Source organism: Streptomyces sp. NPDC087906, assembly GCF_055584925.1.
In genome coordinates this window covers 28,201-41,151 of record NZ_JBVJLC010000010.1, presented here as the reverse complement: position 1 = coordinate 41,151, position 12,951 = coordinate 28,201, and the positions used below count along the sequence as shown (strand labels likewise).

At 71.2% G+C, this 12,951-nt stretch carries 13 protein-coding genes; 11 read left to right on the top strand and 2 right to left on the bottom strand.

The features are described 5' to 3' along the window. Positions 1-64: 64 nt before the first annotated feature. Positions 65-1,279 (bottom strand): threonine aldolase family protein, encoded by a 1,215-nt coding sequence (locus tag ACZ63I_RS25980; RefSeq protein ID WP_469341413.1) that lies wholly within the window; start codon positions 1,277-1,279, stop codon positions 65-67. Positions 1,280-1,359: 80 nt separating this feature from the next. Between ACZ63I_RS25980 and ACZ63I_RS25975 the strand changes: the two genes are divergently transcribed. From ACZ63I_RS25975 to ACZ63I_RS25930, 10 genes are all read left to right on the top strand, one after another. Next, entirely contained in the window at positions 1,360-2,349 is a 990-nt protein-coding gene (locus ACZ63I_RS25975; protein WP_469341412.1) for a Rossmann-like and DUF2520 domain-containing protein, read from the top strand. Further along, entirely contained in the window at positions 2,346-3,239 is an 894-nt protein-coding gene (gene panC / locus ACZ63I_RS25970) for a pantoate--beta-alanine ligase (RefSeq protein ID WP_469341411.1), read from the top strand. Before ACZ63I_RS25975 ends, panC begins: the two co-directional genes overlap by 4 nt. Then, positions 3,236-5,065 carry an L-aspartate oxidase gene (locus ACZ63I_RS25965; RefSeq protein WP_469341410.1) on the top strand — a complete coding sequence of 610 codons (1,830 nt, stop codon included), beginning with the start codon at positions 3,236-3,238 and terminating at the stop codon, positions 5,063-5,065. Before panC ends, ACZ63I_RS25965 begins: the two co-directional genes overlap by 4 nt. 2 nt (positions 5,066-5,067) lie before the next feature. Continuing rightward, a complete protein-coding gene (nadC, locus tag ACZ63I_RS25960) occupies positions 5,068-6,120 on the top strand; it encodes a carboxylating nicotinate-nucleotide diphosphorylase (protein WP_469341409.1) in 1,053 nt (350 codons plus the stop codon). After that, the gene (locus ACZ63I_RS25955; RefSeq protein WP_469341408.1) at positions 6,120-6,917 is read left to right on the top strand and encodes a type III pantothenate kinase; all 798 of its coding nucleotides are present in this window, start codon (positions 6,120-6,122) and stop codon (positions 6,915-6,917) included. Before nadC ends, ACZ63I_RS25955 begins: the two co-directional genes overlap by 1 nt. A gap of 144 nt (positions 6,918-7,061) precedes the next feature. Further along, positions 7,062-7,592, top strand: coding sequence for a hypothetical protein (locus ACZ63I_RS25950; protein WP_469341653.1), 531 nt, complete (start codon positions 7,062-7,064; stop codon positions 7,590-7,592). Positions 7,593-7,606: 14 nt separating this feature from the next. Continuing rightward, a complete protein-coding gene (locus tag ACZ63I_RS25945) occupies positions 7,607-7,771 on the top strand; it encodes a hypothetical protein (RefSeq protein WP_469341407.1) in 165 nt (54 codons plus the stop codon). 125 nt (positions 7,772-7,896) lie between these two features. Next, complete coding sequence (locus ACZ63I_RS25940) at positions 7,897-8,319, top strand: BlaI/MecI/CopY family transcriptional regulator (protein WP_469341406.1); 423 nt, start codon at positions 7,897-7,899, stop codon at positions 8,317-8,319. A gap of 10 nt (positions 8,320-8,329) precedes the next feature. Next, on the top strand, positions 8,330-8,869 hold the full coding sequence (locus ACZ63I_RS25935; RefSeq protein ID WP_469341405.1) for an amino-acid N-acetyltransferase: 540 nt from the start codon (positions 8,330-8,332) through the stop codon (positions 8,867-8,869). Between the two features lie 143 nt (positions 8,870-9,012). Further along, positions 9,013-9,348 carry a histone-like nucleoid-structuring protein Lsr2 gene (locus ACZ63I_RS25930; RefSeq protein WP_041986287.1) on the top strand — a complete coding sequence of 112 codons (336 nt, stop codon included), beginning with the start codon at positions 9,013-9,015 and terminating at the stop codon, positions 9,346-9,348. Here the strand turns inward: ACZ63I_RS25930 and ACZ63I_RS25925 are convergent. Further along, positions 9,327-9,920 (bottom strand): SCO3374 family protein, encoded by a 594-nt coding sequence (locus tag ACZ63I_RS25925; protein WP_469341404.1) that lies wholly within the window; start codon positions 9,918-9,920, stop codon positions 9,327-9,329. The genes ACZ63I_RS25930 and ACZ63I_RS25925 overlap by 22 nt on opposite strands. Before the next feature lie 450 nt (positions 9,921-10,370). On the opposite strand from ACZ63I_RS25925, the gene ACZ63I_RS25920 reads away from it, so the two are divergent. Continuing rightward, a complete protein-coding gene (locus ACZ63I_RS25920; RefSeq protein ID WP_041986281.1) occupies positions 10,371-12,896 on the top strand; it encodes an ATP-dependent Clp protease ATP-binding subunit in 2,526 nt (841 codons plus the stop codon). Positions 12,897-12,951: the final 55 nt, after the last annotated feature.

Below are 12,951 nucleotides of genomic sequence, written 5' to 3'. Positions count from 1 at the left end.
CCCAACACCCGCGCCTGCGGCGCCGGGGCGTCCCAGCCGGCGCAGCTCACCACGGTCCCGCCGCCTACGCCCGCAGCTCGCGTTCCTGTTCCTCGACCACCAGGGCGACGAAGTCCGCCACCGCCGCCCGTACGTCGTCGGGCGTCCACTCCAGGCCGGCCTCCGCCACCGTCACCTCCGTCATCGCGACGCCGGGCAGGGACGTGCCGGCGGCGCTCCAGTGGCCGAACAGGGCCACCTTCGTCTCCTCCGCCTGGCGCAGCGACGCCTCGTTCAGCACCTGCGGCCCGAACGGCAGCCACACCTGGAACTGGTGCGTGTGCGGCGGGTCGGGGTGCACCCGGAACCACGGGGCCGCCGACGTCGCGAACCCTTCAGCGAGCGCCGCGGCCACCACGCGCGCGTGCGCCACGTACGACGGCAGCCGGGGCAGTTCGCGGTCGAGGCCCACCAGCGCGGCCAGCGCCGCCGGGTACTGCTGGTAGAGCTGGCCGCCGTAGCGGTGGCGCCAGACGCGGGCCTCGTCGACCAGGCTCTCCGAGCCGGCGAGCACCGCGCCCGAGAGACCGCCCATGGACTTGTAGAACGACACGTACACGCTGTCCGCGAGCCCCGCGATCTCGGCGAGCGGGCGGCCGAAGTGCGTCACGGTCTCCCACAGCCGGGCGCCGTCGAAGTGCACGACCGCGTCCCGCTCCCGCGCCGCGTCCACGACGTCGATCAGCTCCTCCCAGGACGGCAGCACGAACCCCGCGTCCCGCAGCGGCAGTTCCAGCATCAGCGTGCCGAAGGGCTCACCGAGGTCGCGGACCTCGTCGGCGGTCGGCAGCCGGGGCTCCCGGGTCGGATGGACCGTACGCACCCCGCTGACGGCCGGCAGCGCGCCCTGCTCGTGGACCTCGGGGTGGGCCAGCGGATGGATCGCGACGACCGGGTTGCCGGTACGCCCCGCCCAGCAGCGCAGCGCCACCTGCTGCGCCATCGTGCCCGTCGGGAAGAACGCGGCGGCGTCCGTCTCCAGCAGTTCAGCGACCCGGCGCTCCAGCTCGGCGACGACCCCGTCGCCGTAGATGTCGGGCGAGGCCGTCATGTCGTACACCGAGGCGCCGTCCTCGGCGAGCGCGGTGAGAGACGCGCTCATCGACCGGTCCCAGGCGCCGCGCGCCAGCACCCGTTCGGCGCCGCGGTGCGCGGCCCGCCTGCGCCGGCCCGCGTCCCGCTTCGACGCCGGACCGTCCTGTTCCGGCTGTTCGGCCGCCTGCTCGCTCGTGTCACCCATGAGCCGATCATCGCTCAGCCGCCGCCCGTTTCCCAGCCCGGTCCCTGTGCCAGGGGAAGTGCCCCGGGTGCTGGCGTAGCATGGCCAGAAATCGTCCGGTACCCCCCGCGGACTGGAACGGAAGGCCCCGCCGCGTGAACACCAGAGCAGCACAGGAACCTCTCGATCCGCGCGATCGGCCGGCCCGGCTGACCGTCGGTGTGGTCGGTGCGGGACGCGTAGGTCCCGCCCTCGCGGCGGCGCTGCGGCAGGCCGGGCACCGCCCCGTCGCCGTGTCCGGCGTGTCGGACGCCTCCGTACGGAGGGCGGCGGAACTGCTGCCCGACGTGCCGCTGGTGACCCCCGCCGAGGTGTTCGCACGGGCCGAGCTGGTCCTGCTGACGGTCCCCGACGACGCCCTGCCGGGACTGGTCGAAGGGCTCGCCGAGACCGGCGCCGTACGGCCGGGGCAGCTCCTCGTGCACACCTCGGGGCGGTACGGAGCCCGGGTCCTCGACCCGGCCCTGCGCGCGGGGGCCCTGCCGCTCGCGCTGCACCCCGCGATGACCTTCACCGGGACCTCCGTCGACGTGCAGCGGCTGGCCGGCTGCTCCTTCGGCGTCACCGCCCCCGACGAGCTGCGGCTGGCCGCCGAGGCGCTGGTCATCGAGATGGGCGGCGAGCCCGAGTGGATCGCCGAGGAGTCCCGCCCGCTCTACCACGCGGCCCTGGCGCTCGGCGCCAACCACCTGGTCACGCTGGTGGCCCAGTCGATGGAACTGCTCAAGACGGCGGGCGTCGCCGCCCCCGACCGGATGCTCGGCCCGCTGCTCGGCGCCGCCCTCGACAACGCCCTGCGCTCCGGCGACAGCGCCCTGACAGGACCGGTCGCGCGCGGCGACGCGGGCACCGTCGCCGCGCATGTCAGCGAGTTGCGCAAGCACGCGCCCGGCGCCGTCGCCGGCTACCTCGCGATGGCCCGTACGACGGCCGACCGGGCGCTCGCGCACGGCCTGCTCAAGCCGGAGCTGGCCGAAGACCTGCTCGACGCCCTTTCCGACGACGCCCTCGCGGACGGAGACAGCCGATGACCCCCCTCGCACTCGCGCCCACCCGCGCCGACCTGCACCGGCTGCTGGCCGCCCGGGAAGGCCGCGGGCGTACGGCGGCGGTGTTCACCATGGGCGCGCTGCACGAGGGCCACGCGAGTCTGGTGCGCGCGGCGCGCGAAGCCGTCGGGCCCGCCGGGTTCGTGATCGTCACCGTCTTCGTCAACCCCCTCCAGTTCGGCGCCGGGGAAGACCTCGACCGCTACCCGCGCACCCTCGAAGCCGACCTGAAGACCGTGGAGGCGGCGGGCGCCGACGCCGTGTTCGCCCCACCGGTCGAAGAGGTCTACCCGGGCGGCGCCCCGCAGATCACCGTCGCCGCCGGGCCCATGGGGGAGCGCTACGAGGGCGCCTCGCGCCCCGGGCACTTCGACGGCATGCTCACCGTCGTCGCCAAACTGCTCCATCTCACCGCGCCCGACGTGGTGTTCTTCGGCGCGAAGGACGCCCAGCAGGTCGCGCTGGTCCGCCGGATGGTCGCCGACCTGAACTTCCCCGTCGAGGTCGTCGCGGCGCCGACGGTCCGTCAGGACGACGGCCTGGCCCTGTCCAGCCGCAACCGCTACCTGTCCGACGCCGAGCGGCAGACCGCACTCGCCCTGTCCCGGGCGCTGTTCGCGGGCCGCGACCGGCTCGCGGCGCAGGAGCCGGCCGGACCCGACGCCGTACGGGCCGCCGCCCGAGCCGTCCTCGACGAGGCGGCGAGCGCCGAACCGCCGCTGGACCTCGACTATCTGGCCTTGGTCGACCCGGCCGACTTCACCGAGGCCGCCGAAGGCCACACGGGCGGGGCGATCCTCGCCGTGGCGGCCAAAGTCGGCACCACCCGGCTGATCGACAACATCAGCCTGACCTTCGGAGCCCGCACGTGAACGGAATACGGCTGACAGCGCCCGCACCCGGCTGGGCGGTCGACGCGGACGTCGTCGTCGTGGGCTCCGGCGTCGCCGGACTCACCGCGGCCCTGCGCTGCACCGCCGCCGGACTGCGTACGGTCGTCGTCACCAAGGCCCGGCTGGACGACGGCTCCACCCGCTGGGCGCAGGGCGGGATCGCCGCAGCGCTCGGCGAGGGCGACACCCCCCAGCAGCATCTGGACGACACGCTCGTCGCGGGCGTCGGGCTGTGCGACGAGGACGCCGTACGGACCCTCGTCACCGAAGGCCCCGGCGCCGTACGCCGGCTGATCGGGACCGGCGCCCACTTCGACCTGTCCGCCGTCGGCGACCTCCAGCTCACCCGCGAAGGCGGCCACCACCGGCGCCGTATCGTGCACGCGGGCGGCGACGCGACGGGCGCCGAGGTCTCCCGCGCGCTGGTCGACGCGGTACGCGGCGCGGCGCTCACCACGGTCGAGAACGCCCTGGCGCTCGACCTGCTCACGGACGAGCACGGCCGTACGTCGGGCGTCACCCTCCACGTCATGGGCGAGGGCCAGCACGACGGCGTGGGCGCCGTCCTCGCCCCCGCCGTCATCCTGGCGACCGGCGGCATGGGCCAGGTCTTCGCCGCGACCACCAACCCCGCCGTCTCCACCGGCGACGGCGTCGCGCTGGCGCTGCGCGCCGGGGCCGAGGTCTCGGACCTGGAGTTCGTGCAGTTCCACCCGACGGTGCTGTACCTGGGCGCGGGCGCCGAGGGCCAGCAGCCGCTGGTCTCCGAGGCGGTACGGGGCGAGGGCGCCCACCTCGTCGACGCCGACGGGGTGCGCTTCATGCTCGACCAGCACGAACTGGCCGAACTGGCGCCGCGCGACATCGTCGCCAAGGCGATCACGCGCAGGATGCTGGAGCAGGACGCCACGCACATGTACCTGGACGCGCGGCACTTCGGCGCCGAGATGTGGGAGACCCGCTTCCCCACGATCCTGGCGGCCTGCCGCGCGCACGGCATCGACCCGGTCACCGAACCGATCCCGGTGGCGCCCGCCGCCCACTACGCGTCGGGCGGCGTCCGCACGGACCTGCGCGGCCGTACGACGGTGCCGGGCCTGTACGCCTGCGGCGAGGTGGCCTGCACGGGCGTGCACGGCGCGAACAGGCTGGCCTCCAACTCGCTGCTGGAGGGACTGGTGTTCGCGGAACGGATCGCGGCGGACATCACCGAGCACCGCACGCCCGCAACCAAAGAGCACCGCTCTCCTGAAGCGGGTGTCTCGGCTTCCGAGCTGGCCGGTGCCCCACTGCCGCTCGTCGCCCCCGAGGCCCGGCTCGCCGTCCAGCGGATCATGTCCGAGGGCGCCGGCGTCCTGCGCTCCGCCCGGAGTCTGGCCGCGGCCGCCGAGGCGCTGGAGGCCGTCCACCAGGACGTCCCGTACGCCGACGGCAAGGCGGCCGAGCCCGGTGTCGACTCCTGGGAGACGACCAACCTGCTCTGTGTCGCCCAGGTGCTGGTCGCCGCCGCCCAGCAGCGCGCGGAGACCCGTGGCTGCCACTGGCGCGAGGACCGGCCCGACCGGGACGACGAGCACTGGCGCCGGCATCTGGTCGTACGGCTGACGGCCGACCAGGGCCAGGACCAGGACCAGGGCCAGGACCAGGACCAGGGCCAGGACCAGGACCAGGGCCAGGACCAGGGCCAGGGCGAGACTCGGGGCCTGGCCCGGCAGCTCGTGCTCACCCGTACCGAAGGATCCGGGTTCCCACCCGTGTCGCCGTCCCCGTTCACCCTTCCCGCCGACGTCCCCAGGGAGCCGTAACCGTGAGCACGCCCGAAGAAAATCAGCGTCCCGAGCCGGTGGCCGTACCGCTGATCCAGATCGGCGCCCCGGCCGCCTCGGCGTCCGCCGGTGCCTGCGGCGACGGCTGCGCCTGTGCCACCGGCGACGAGGGGTTCAGCCTCGACGACCTGGAGTGCGGCCTCGACCCCGCGCTCGCCCGGCTGCTCGCCGAGGCGGGCCTGGACCCCGTCCAGGTCGAGGACGTCGCGCACGTGGCCGTCGAGGAGGACCTCGACCACGGCATCGACGTGACGACGGCGGCGACCGTCCCCGAGGACGCCGTGGCCACCGGCGACTTCACCGCGCGCGAGGCCGGTACGGTCGCCGGGCTGCACATCGCCGAGGCCGTGCTGTCCGTCGTCTGCTCCGACGAGTTCGAGGTGGAGCGGCACGTGTCCGACGGCGACCGGGTCGCCGCAGGCCAGAAGCTGCTCAGCGTCACCACCCGCACCCGCGACCTGCTCACCGCCGAGCGCAGCGCGCTCAACCTGCTGTGCCGGCTTTCCGGCATCGCGACCGCGACCCGCGCCTGGGCCGACGTACTCGAAGGCAGCCACGCCAAGGTCCGCGACACCCGCAAGACGACGCCGGGGCTGCGCGCCCTGGAGAAGTACGCGGTGCGCTGCGGCGGCGGGGTCAACCACCGGATGTCGCTCTCCGACGCGGCCCTCGTCAAGGACAACCACGTCGTCGCGGCCGGCGGGGTGGCCGAGGCGTTCAAGGCCGTCCGCGCCCAGTACCCGGACCTGGCGATCGAGGTCGAGGTCGACACCCTGCACCAGGTGCGCGAGGTGCTCGAAGCGGGCGCCGACCTGATCCTGCTGGACAACTTCACCCCGGAGGAGACGGCGGAGGCGGTGGCGATCGTCGACGGCCGGGCCTTCCTGGAGTCCTCCGGACGGCTCGCCCTGGAGAACGCCCGCGCCTACGCGGAGACCGGCGTCGACTACCTGTCGGTCGGCGGGCTCACCCACTCGTCCCCGATCCTCGACATCGGTCTCGACCTGCGCGAAGCGGACGGGACGACGAGCTGATGCTGCTCACCATCGACGTGGGCAACACCCACACCGTGCTCGGTCTGTTCGACGGTGAGGAGATCGTCGAGCACTGGCGCATCTCCACCGACGCCCGCCGCACCGCCGACGAGCTGGCGGTGCTCCTCCAGGGCCTGATGTCCATGCACCCGCTGCTCGGCGACGACCTGGGCGACGGGGTCAGCGGCATCGCGATCTGCGCGACGGTCCCCTCCGTGCTGCACGAGCTGCGCGAGGTGACCCGCCGCTACTACGGCGACGTGCCCGCCGTGCTGGTCGAGCCCGGCATCAAGACGGGCGTGCCGATCCTGGTGGACAACCCGAAGGAGGTCGGCGCCGACCGCATCATCAACGCGGCCGCCGCCGTCGATCTGTACGGCGGCCCCGCGATCGTCGTCGACTTCGGTACGGCGACGACGTTCGACGCGGTCAGCGCCCGCGGCGAGTACGTGGGCGGGGTGATCGCGCCCGGTATCGAGATCTCCGTCGAGGCGCTCGGCGTCAGGGGCGCCCAGCTCCGCAAGATCGAGCTGGCCAGGCCGCGCAGCGTGATCGGCAAGAACACCGTCGAGGCGATGCAGTCCGGCATCCTCTACGGCTTCGCCGGGCAGGTCGACGGGGTGGTCGCGCGGATGGCGCGCGAGCTGGCCGACGACCCCGACGAGGTCACGGTCATCGCCACGGGCGGCCTCGCCCCGATGGTGCTGGGCGAGGCGTCGGTGATCGACGAGCACGAGCCGTGGCTGACCCTGATCGGGCTGCGCCTGGTGTACGAGAGGAACGTCGCCCGGATGTGAGCGGGCGCGCGCCGCGCGAACCGGAGCCGGGTGCGAGCCGGGTGCGATGTGCGAGCCGCGCCCACCAATGAACGTTAAACGGATTTTGTCCGGTTCGGTGCGTAAGGTCGCCGCATGCCCACGCCATACGGATTCCGCGGCGGAATGGCGTTCGGCGCTGACGAGCTGCGTGTGCTCCGACGCGCCCTCGCTGTCGCCCTCGACCCTGCCCCGCTTCCTGACGACGCCGTACGGGACTGCCTGACGCTCGCCAGGTCCGTCGACGAGGCGGACCAGGAGGCAGGCCGGCTGCGCGCGTTCCTCGTCGCCGACCTCGCGCGGTACCGCTCGGCCCTGCCCGGCTCGCTCAGCGGCTATCTGGAGCTGCTTCAGGACGCGCTGGCCGTCGGGTACCAGGCCCGGCCCGACGACCTCGCCGCGCTGCGCGCCCTGCGCGGCAACCCCGCGGCCGCCGCGATGCTGGAGCGCTGCCGCGGCGCCCGGGTGCTGACGCTCGTCGGGGCGGCCGAAGGCCCCCGGAAGCCCGAGCGGCCGGAGCGGCCCGAGCCCAAGGAACCGCACCAGCCGAAGCCGGGCGAGCGGCCGGCGCCGGGGCGTCCGATGCCCAAGCCGTCCGAGGTCTTCCCGCCACGCCGCCGTCCGGCGCCCCCGCCGGAGGAACGGGCCGCGGGGTAGCTAGTCTGGTCGGTATGGACTATGTATCCGCGCTTGTGCCCCCCGTGGTGATGGCTACTTTCTTCATCTTCCTGGTCCGGACGATCGTCAAGAGCCAGGGCGGCCCGAACAAGGCGAAGGAAGACGCCGCCGTCGACGCGGCCATCGCGCGCGCGGAAGCGGCCACCCAGCAGAAGTGAGCCGCCGGCCGGCTCGGGGGACGTACGACCGGCGCCGCCGCCGGTCGTACGTCCTTTTTGTGCTGTCCGCGCCGTCCGCGCAGCGGATAAGTGGCTATTCGGACATCTCGCACTAGGGTGACCGTGTGCCCCGTCAATTGGGAGACCTGGAAGACGCCGTCATGACTCGCGTCTGGCAATGGAACCGTCCGGTCACCGTCAGGGAAGTCCTCGAAGACCTTCAGCGGGAACGGTCCATCGCCTACACGACCGTCATGACCGTAATGGACAATCTCCATCAGAAGGGCTGGGTCCGCAGGGAAGTCGACGGCCGCGCCTATCGATATACGGCGGTCTCCACCCGCGCCGCCTACGCGGCGGCTCTCATGAACGAGGCATGGGGGAAGAGCGACAACCCGGCCGCCGCGCTAGTCGCCTTCTTCGGCATGATGTCGGCGGAGCAGCGCACGGCTCTGCAGGACGCGGTCCGTATGGTGCGCGTCGAACCGGAAGAGGATCCGGAAGCCCCGGACGAGCCCGCCGACGGGGGCGCGGACGCGGGGCGATAGCGTCCCGGTCATGTCCTCAGTGCTTCCGCTTCCCAATGCCGCCGCAAATGCCGTCACCGTCCGGCGCGCCAGGACCAGGGATGTACCCGCTGTCCGCCGACTCGTCGACGCTTACGTGAGCGAAGGCATCCTCCTCGACAAAGCGCCGGTGACCCTTTACGAGGACATCCAGGAGTTCTGGGTGGCGGAACGCGACGAGGACGCGAGTGTCATCGGCTGCGGGGCCCTTCATGTGATGTGGGAAGACCTCGCGGAAGTGCGCACGCTCGCGGTGGATCCTGCGGTCAAGGGCCTCGGAGTGGGCCATCAACTGCTGGACAAGCTGCTGGAGACGGCACGGTGGCTCGGAGTGCGCCGGGTATTCTGCCTGACCTTCGAAGTCGACTTCTTCGGCAAGCGCGGCTTCGTGGAGATCGGTGAGACACCGGTCGACCGAGATGTGTACCGGGAGCTGCTGCGTTCCTATGACGAGGGTGTTGCCGAGTTCCTGGGTCTCGAACGAGTGAAGCCGAACACCTTGGGCAACAGCCGGATGCTTCTGCACCTGTGACAGCGGAACCTGCGGGAACCCTATGTCCGAATCGCGCACGTTTCCCGTCTTCTTGCTCCTCTGAACCTCTGCCGAGGGTTTGTGTTTTTCCGAGAAAAGCGGTTTCCTTTCCGCGTACTGCATTTTCGATGAAAGGAAATCCGGTGGCACAGAAGGTTCAGGTCCTTCTTGTCGATGACCTCGACGGTGGCGAGGCGGACGAGACCGTCACGTTCGCGCTCGACGGCAAGACCTACGAGATCGACCTCACGACTGCCAATGCGGACAAGCTCCGCGGGCTGCTCGATCCTTACACCAAGAGTGGCCGCCGTACCGGTGGCCGTGCGGCGGGGGGCCGCGGGAAGGGCCGCGTCGCCACCGGTGGGAACAAGGACACCGCGGAAATCCGCAAGTGGGCCAAGGACAACGGCTACAGCGTGAACGACCGCGGCCGTGTTCCGGCCGAGATCCGCGAGGCTTACGAGAAGGCCAACGGCTGACCATTCGCACGATTATTTCCGCAAGAGAGCAGCCGGGCCCGGTGGCACTCGGTCGCCGCCGCGTCCACGAGTCGTACGAGATCGGGGGCACCCCCACCCCTGCCCCCGCTGCGAGCGCCGTCCCCGAACGGCGCCAGGACCGGCAGAGCCGGTACCGCCTCGCGTCCGGGCTCGGGGGGCCGCACCCACACGGCGGCCCCCTGCGCGGCGGCGTACGGCCACCGCGGCGGCGTGGGCGCCCGCATCAGCCCGCCGGCGCCCAGCGCCGTGAGACCCAGCTCGATACCGCCCCACTCCAGCCAGCTCAGCAGCCCGGGAAGCTCCTCGGCGCTGCCCGGCGCCACCAGGAACCGCAGCAGCCGCCGGTCGCCGCTGAGCGCCACCGGGCCCGTGCGGCCGATTCTGCGCAGTACGGCGGCGCCCGCACCGGCCGGCACCTCCAGGACGTCGAAGCGCAGCCCGGTCCGCAGCCGCAGCGGGGAACCGTCCCGCGCCGCCCAGCCGAGTTCCTGCTCGTACCACCGCGCCGCGCCGTCGAGCGGGCCGCGCGGGTGCGGGACTGTGGAGGCCATACCCCAGCAACTCCCGATCACGGCACGGAGTTACGCTGTGTCGGCGGCCGTACGCGCTGAGTGTCCGGTCTCGGGGCGCGCGGAAGCATTCGGGAGTGCAATGGTGTTCGCCCGTAGCGGAGTGAAACCGTGCGCGCCGCATGGACTGTCACTGCTTGCGGGTAAGACATTCCTAGTGGGGAGGGGCGACACGCTGTCCCGGGCGTCTCACGTTCGCCATCGGCGTAGTGATGGTGAGGGTATGTGGCTGGCCTGGGGGAACATCGTCTCGCACCATCAGGTTGGAGCTGTTGTCACCTGTTCGGGATGAGCGTCCCTTGTCGTAGCGTGGGTGTTCCGGACGGATCCGGCAGTTGGAATGAGCGGTCCCCGCTTGCGGGACTAAGCTGCGGAAGGACAGGGAGGGGACCGACCCCTTTACTGCCTGACCGCTCTGAGGAGCGATTAACGATGTTCGAGAGGTTCACCGACCGCGCGCGGCGGGTTGTCGTCCTGGCTCAGGAAGAAGCCCGGATGCTCAACCACAACTACATCGGCACCGAGCACATCCTCCTGGGCCTGATCCACGAGGGTGAGGGTGTCGCCGCTAAGGCCCTGGAGAGCCTCGGGATTTCGCTCGAGGCGGTCCGCCAGCAGGTGGAGGAGATCATCGGCCAGGGCCAGCAGGCCCCGTCCGGTCACATCCCCTTCACTCCCCGCGCCAAGAAGGTGCTGGAGCTGTCGCTCCGCGAGGCCCTTCAGCTTGGCCACAACTACATCGGCACCGAGCACATCCTGCTCGGCCTGATCCGCGAGGGCGAGGGCGTCGCCGCCCAGGTCCTCGTGAAGCTGGGCGCCGACCTCAACCGGGTGCGGCAGCAGGTCATCCAGTTGCTCTCCGGATACCAGGGCAAAGAGGCCGCCACAGCCGGCGGTCCTGCCGAGGGCACGCCCTCCACGTCCCTGGTCCTCGACCAGTTCGGCCGGAATCTCACCCAGGCCGCTCGTGAGTCCAAGCTCGACCCGGTCATCGGGCGCGAGAAGGAGATCGAGCGGGTCATGCAGGTGCTGTCCCGCCGTACGAAGAACAACCCTGTGCTCATCGGCGAGCCCGGCGTCGGCAAGACGGCGGTCGTCGAGGGCCTCGCGCAGGCCATCGTCAAGGGCGAGGTGCCCGAGACCCTGAAGGACAAGCACCTCTACACGCTGGACCTCGGCGCGCTGGTGGCGGGTTCCCGCTACCGCGGTGACTTCGAGGAGCGGCTGAAGAAGGTCCTCAAGGAGATCCGCACCCGCGGCGACATCATCCTGTTCATCGACGAGCTCCACACCCTGGTGGGTGCGGGCGCCGCCGAGGGCGCGATCGACGCCGCCTCGATCCTGAAGCCGATGCTGGCCCGCGGCGAGCTGCAGACCATCGGTGCCACGACGCTCGACGAGTACCGCAAGCACCTGGAGAAGGACGCGGCCCTTGAGCGCCGCTTCCAGCCGATCCAGGTGGCCGAGCCGTCGCTGCCGCACACGATCGAGATCCTCAAGGGGCTGCGCGACCGTTACGAGGCGCACCACCGCGTGTCCATCACGGACTCCGCGCTGGTCGCCGCCGCGACGCTGGCCGACCGGTACATCTCGGACCGCTTCCTGCCGGACAAGGCGATCGACCTGATCGACGAGGCCGGCTCCCGGATGCGTATCCGCCGGATGACCGCGCCGCCGGACCTCCGCGAGTTCGACGAGAAGATCGCGGGCGTGCGCCGCGACAAGGAGTCGGCGATCGACTCGCAGGACTTCGAGAAGGCAGCGTCTCTCCGCGACAAGGAGAAGCAGCTCCTGGCGGCGAAGACCAAGCGCGAGAAGGAGTGGAAGGCCGGCGACATGGACGTCGTCGCCGAGGTGGACGAGGAGCTGATCGCCGAGGTCCTGGCGACGGCCACCGGCATCCCGGTCTTCAAGCTCACCGAGGAGGAGTCCTCGCGGCTGCTCCGCATGGAGGACGAGCTGCACAAGCGCGTCATCGGCCAGAAGGACGCCATCAAGGCGCTCTCGCAGGCCATCCGCCGTACGCGAGCGGGTCTGAAGGACCCGAAGCGCCCCGGTGGCTCGTTCATCTTCGCCGGCCCGTCCGGTGTCGGTAAGACCGAGCTGTCCAAGACGCTCGCCGAATTCCTCTTCGGCGACGAGGACGCGCTGATCTCCCTCGACATGTCGGAGTTCAGCGAGAAGCACACGGTTTCCCGTCTCTTCGGTTCGCCCCCCGGTTACGTGGGCTACGAAGAGGGCGGCCAGCTCACCGAGAAGGTCCGCAGGAAGCCGTTCTCCGTCGTTCTCTTCGACGAGGTCGAGAAGGCCCACCCCGATATCTTCAATTCCCTGCTCCAGGTGCTGGAGGACGGTCGGCTGACCGACTCCCAGGGCCGGGTCGTGGACTTCAAGAACACGGTCATCATCATGACGACCAACCTCGGGACCCGGGACATCTCCAAGGGGTTCAACCTGGGCTTCGCCGCCCAGGGCGACACCAAGTCGAACTACGAGCGGATGAAGAACAAGGTCAACGAAGAGCTGAAGCAGCACTTCAGGCCCGAGTTCCTCAACCGTGTCGACGACACGATCGTCTTCCACCAGCTCACCGAGGAAGACATCATCCAGATCGTCGACCTCGAGGTCGCCAAGGTGGACGAGCGCCTGAAGGACCGGGACATGGGCCTTGAGCTCAGCCCGGCCGCGAAGTCGCTCCTCGCCAAGAAGGGTTACGACCCCGTGCTGGGCGCCCGGCCGCTGCGCCGGACCATCCAGCGCGAGATCGAGGACTCGCTCTCCGAGAAGATCCTCTTCGGGGAGCTGCGCCCCGGCCACATCGTGGTCGTGGGAGCCGAGGGCGAGGGCGAGGCGGAGAAGTTCACCTTCCGTGGCGAGGAGAAGTCGGCTCTGCCGGACGCTCCTCCGATCGAGCAGGCGGCCGGCGGCGCCGGACCGAACCTGACCAAGGAAGCGTGACGCTCGCTCGGAGCTGAACGACTGAAGGGGCTGCCCCGGACCGTACGGTCCGGGG

Excerpts from the sequence above, each read along its gene's own strand:
- ACZ63I_RS25980 (WP_469341413.1), bottom strand. The coding sequence starts at position 1,279 with ATGGGTGACACGAGCGAGCAGGCGGCCGAACAGCCGGAACAGGACGGT.
- ACZ63I_RS25975 (WP_469341412.1), top strand. The coding sequence starts at position 1,360 with ATGGCCAGAAATCGTCCGGTACCCCCCGCGGACTGGAACGGAAGGCCC.
- panC (WP_469341411.1), top strand. The coding sequence starts at position 2,346 with ATGACCCCCCTCGCACTCGCGCCCACCCGCGCCGACCTGCACCGGCTG.
- ACZ63I_RS25955 (WP_469341408.1), top strand. The coding sequence starts at position 6,120 with ATGCTGCTCACCATCGACGTGGGCAACACCCACACCGTGCTCGGTCTG.
- ACZ63I_RS25950 (WP_469341653.1), top strand. The coding sequence starts at position 7,062 with ATGGCGTTCGGCGCTGACGAGCTGCGTGTGCTCCGACGCGCCCTCGCT.
- ACZ63I_RS25945 (WP_469341407.1), top strand. The coding sequence starts at position 7,607 with ATGGACTATGTATCCGCGCTTGTGCCCCCCGTGGTGATGGCTACTTTC.
- ACZ63I_RS25935 (WP_469341405.1), top strand. The coding sequence starts at position 8,330 with ATGTCCTCAGTGCTTCCGCTTCCCAATGCCGCCGCAAATGCCGTCACC.
- ACZ63I_RS25925 (WP_469341404.1), bottom strand. The coding sequence starts at position 9,920 with ATGGCCTCCACAGTCCCGCACCCGCGCGGCCCGCTCGACGGCGCGGCG.
- ACZ63I_RS25920 (WP_041986281.1), top strand. The coding sequence starts at position 10,371 with ATGTTCGAGAGGTTCACCGACCGCGCGCGGCGGGTTGTCGTCCTGGCT.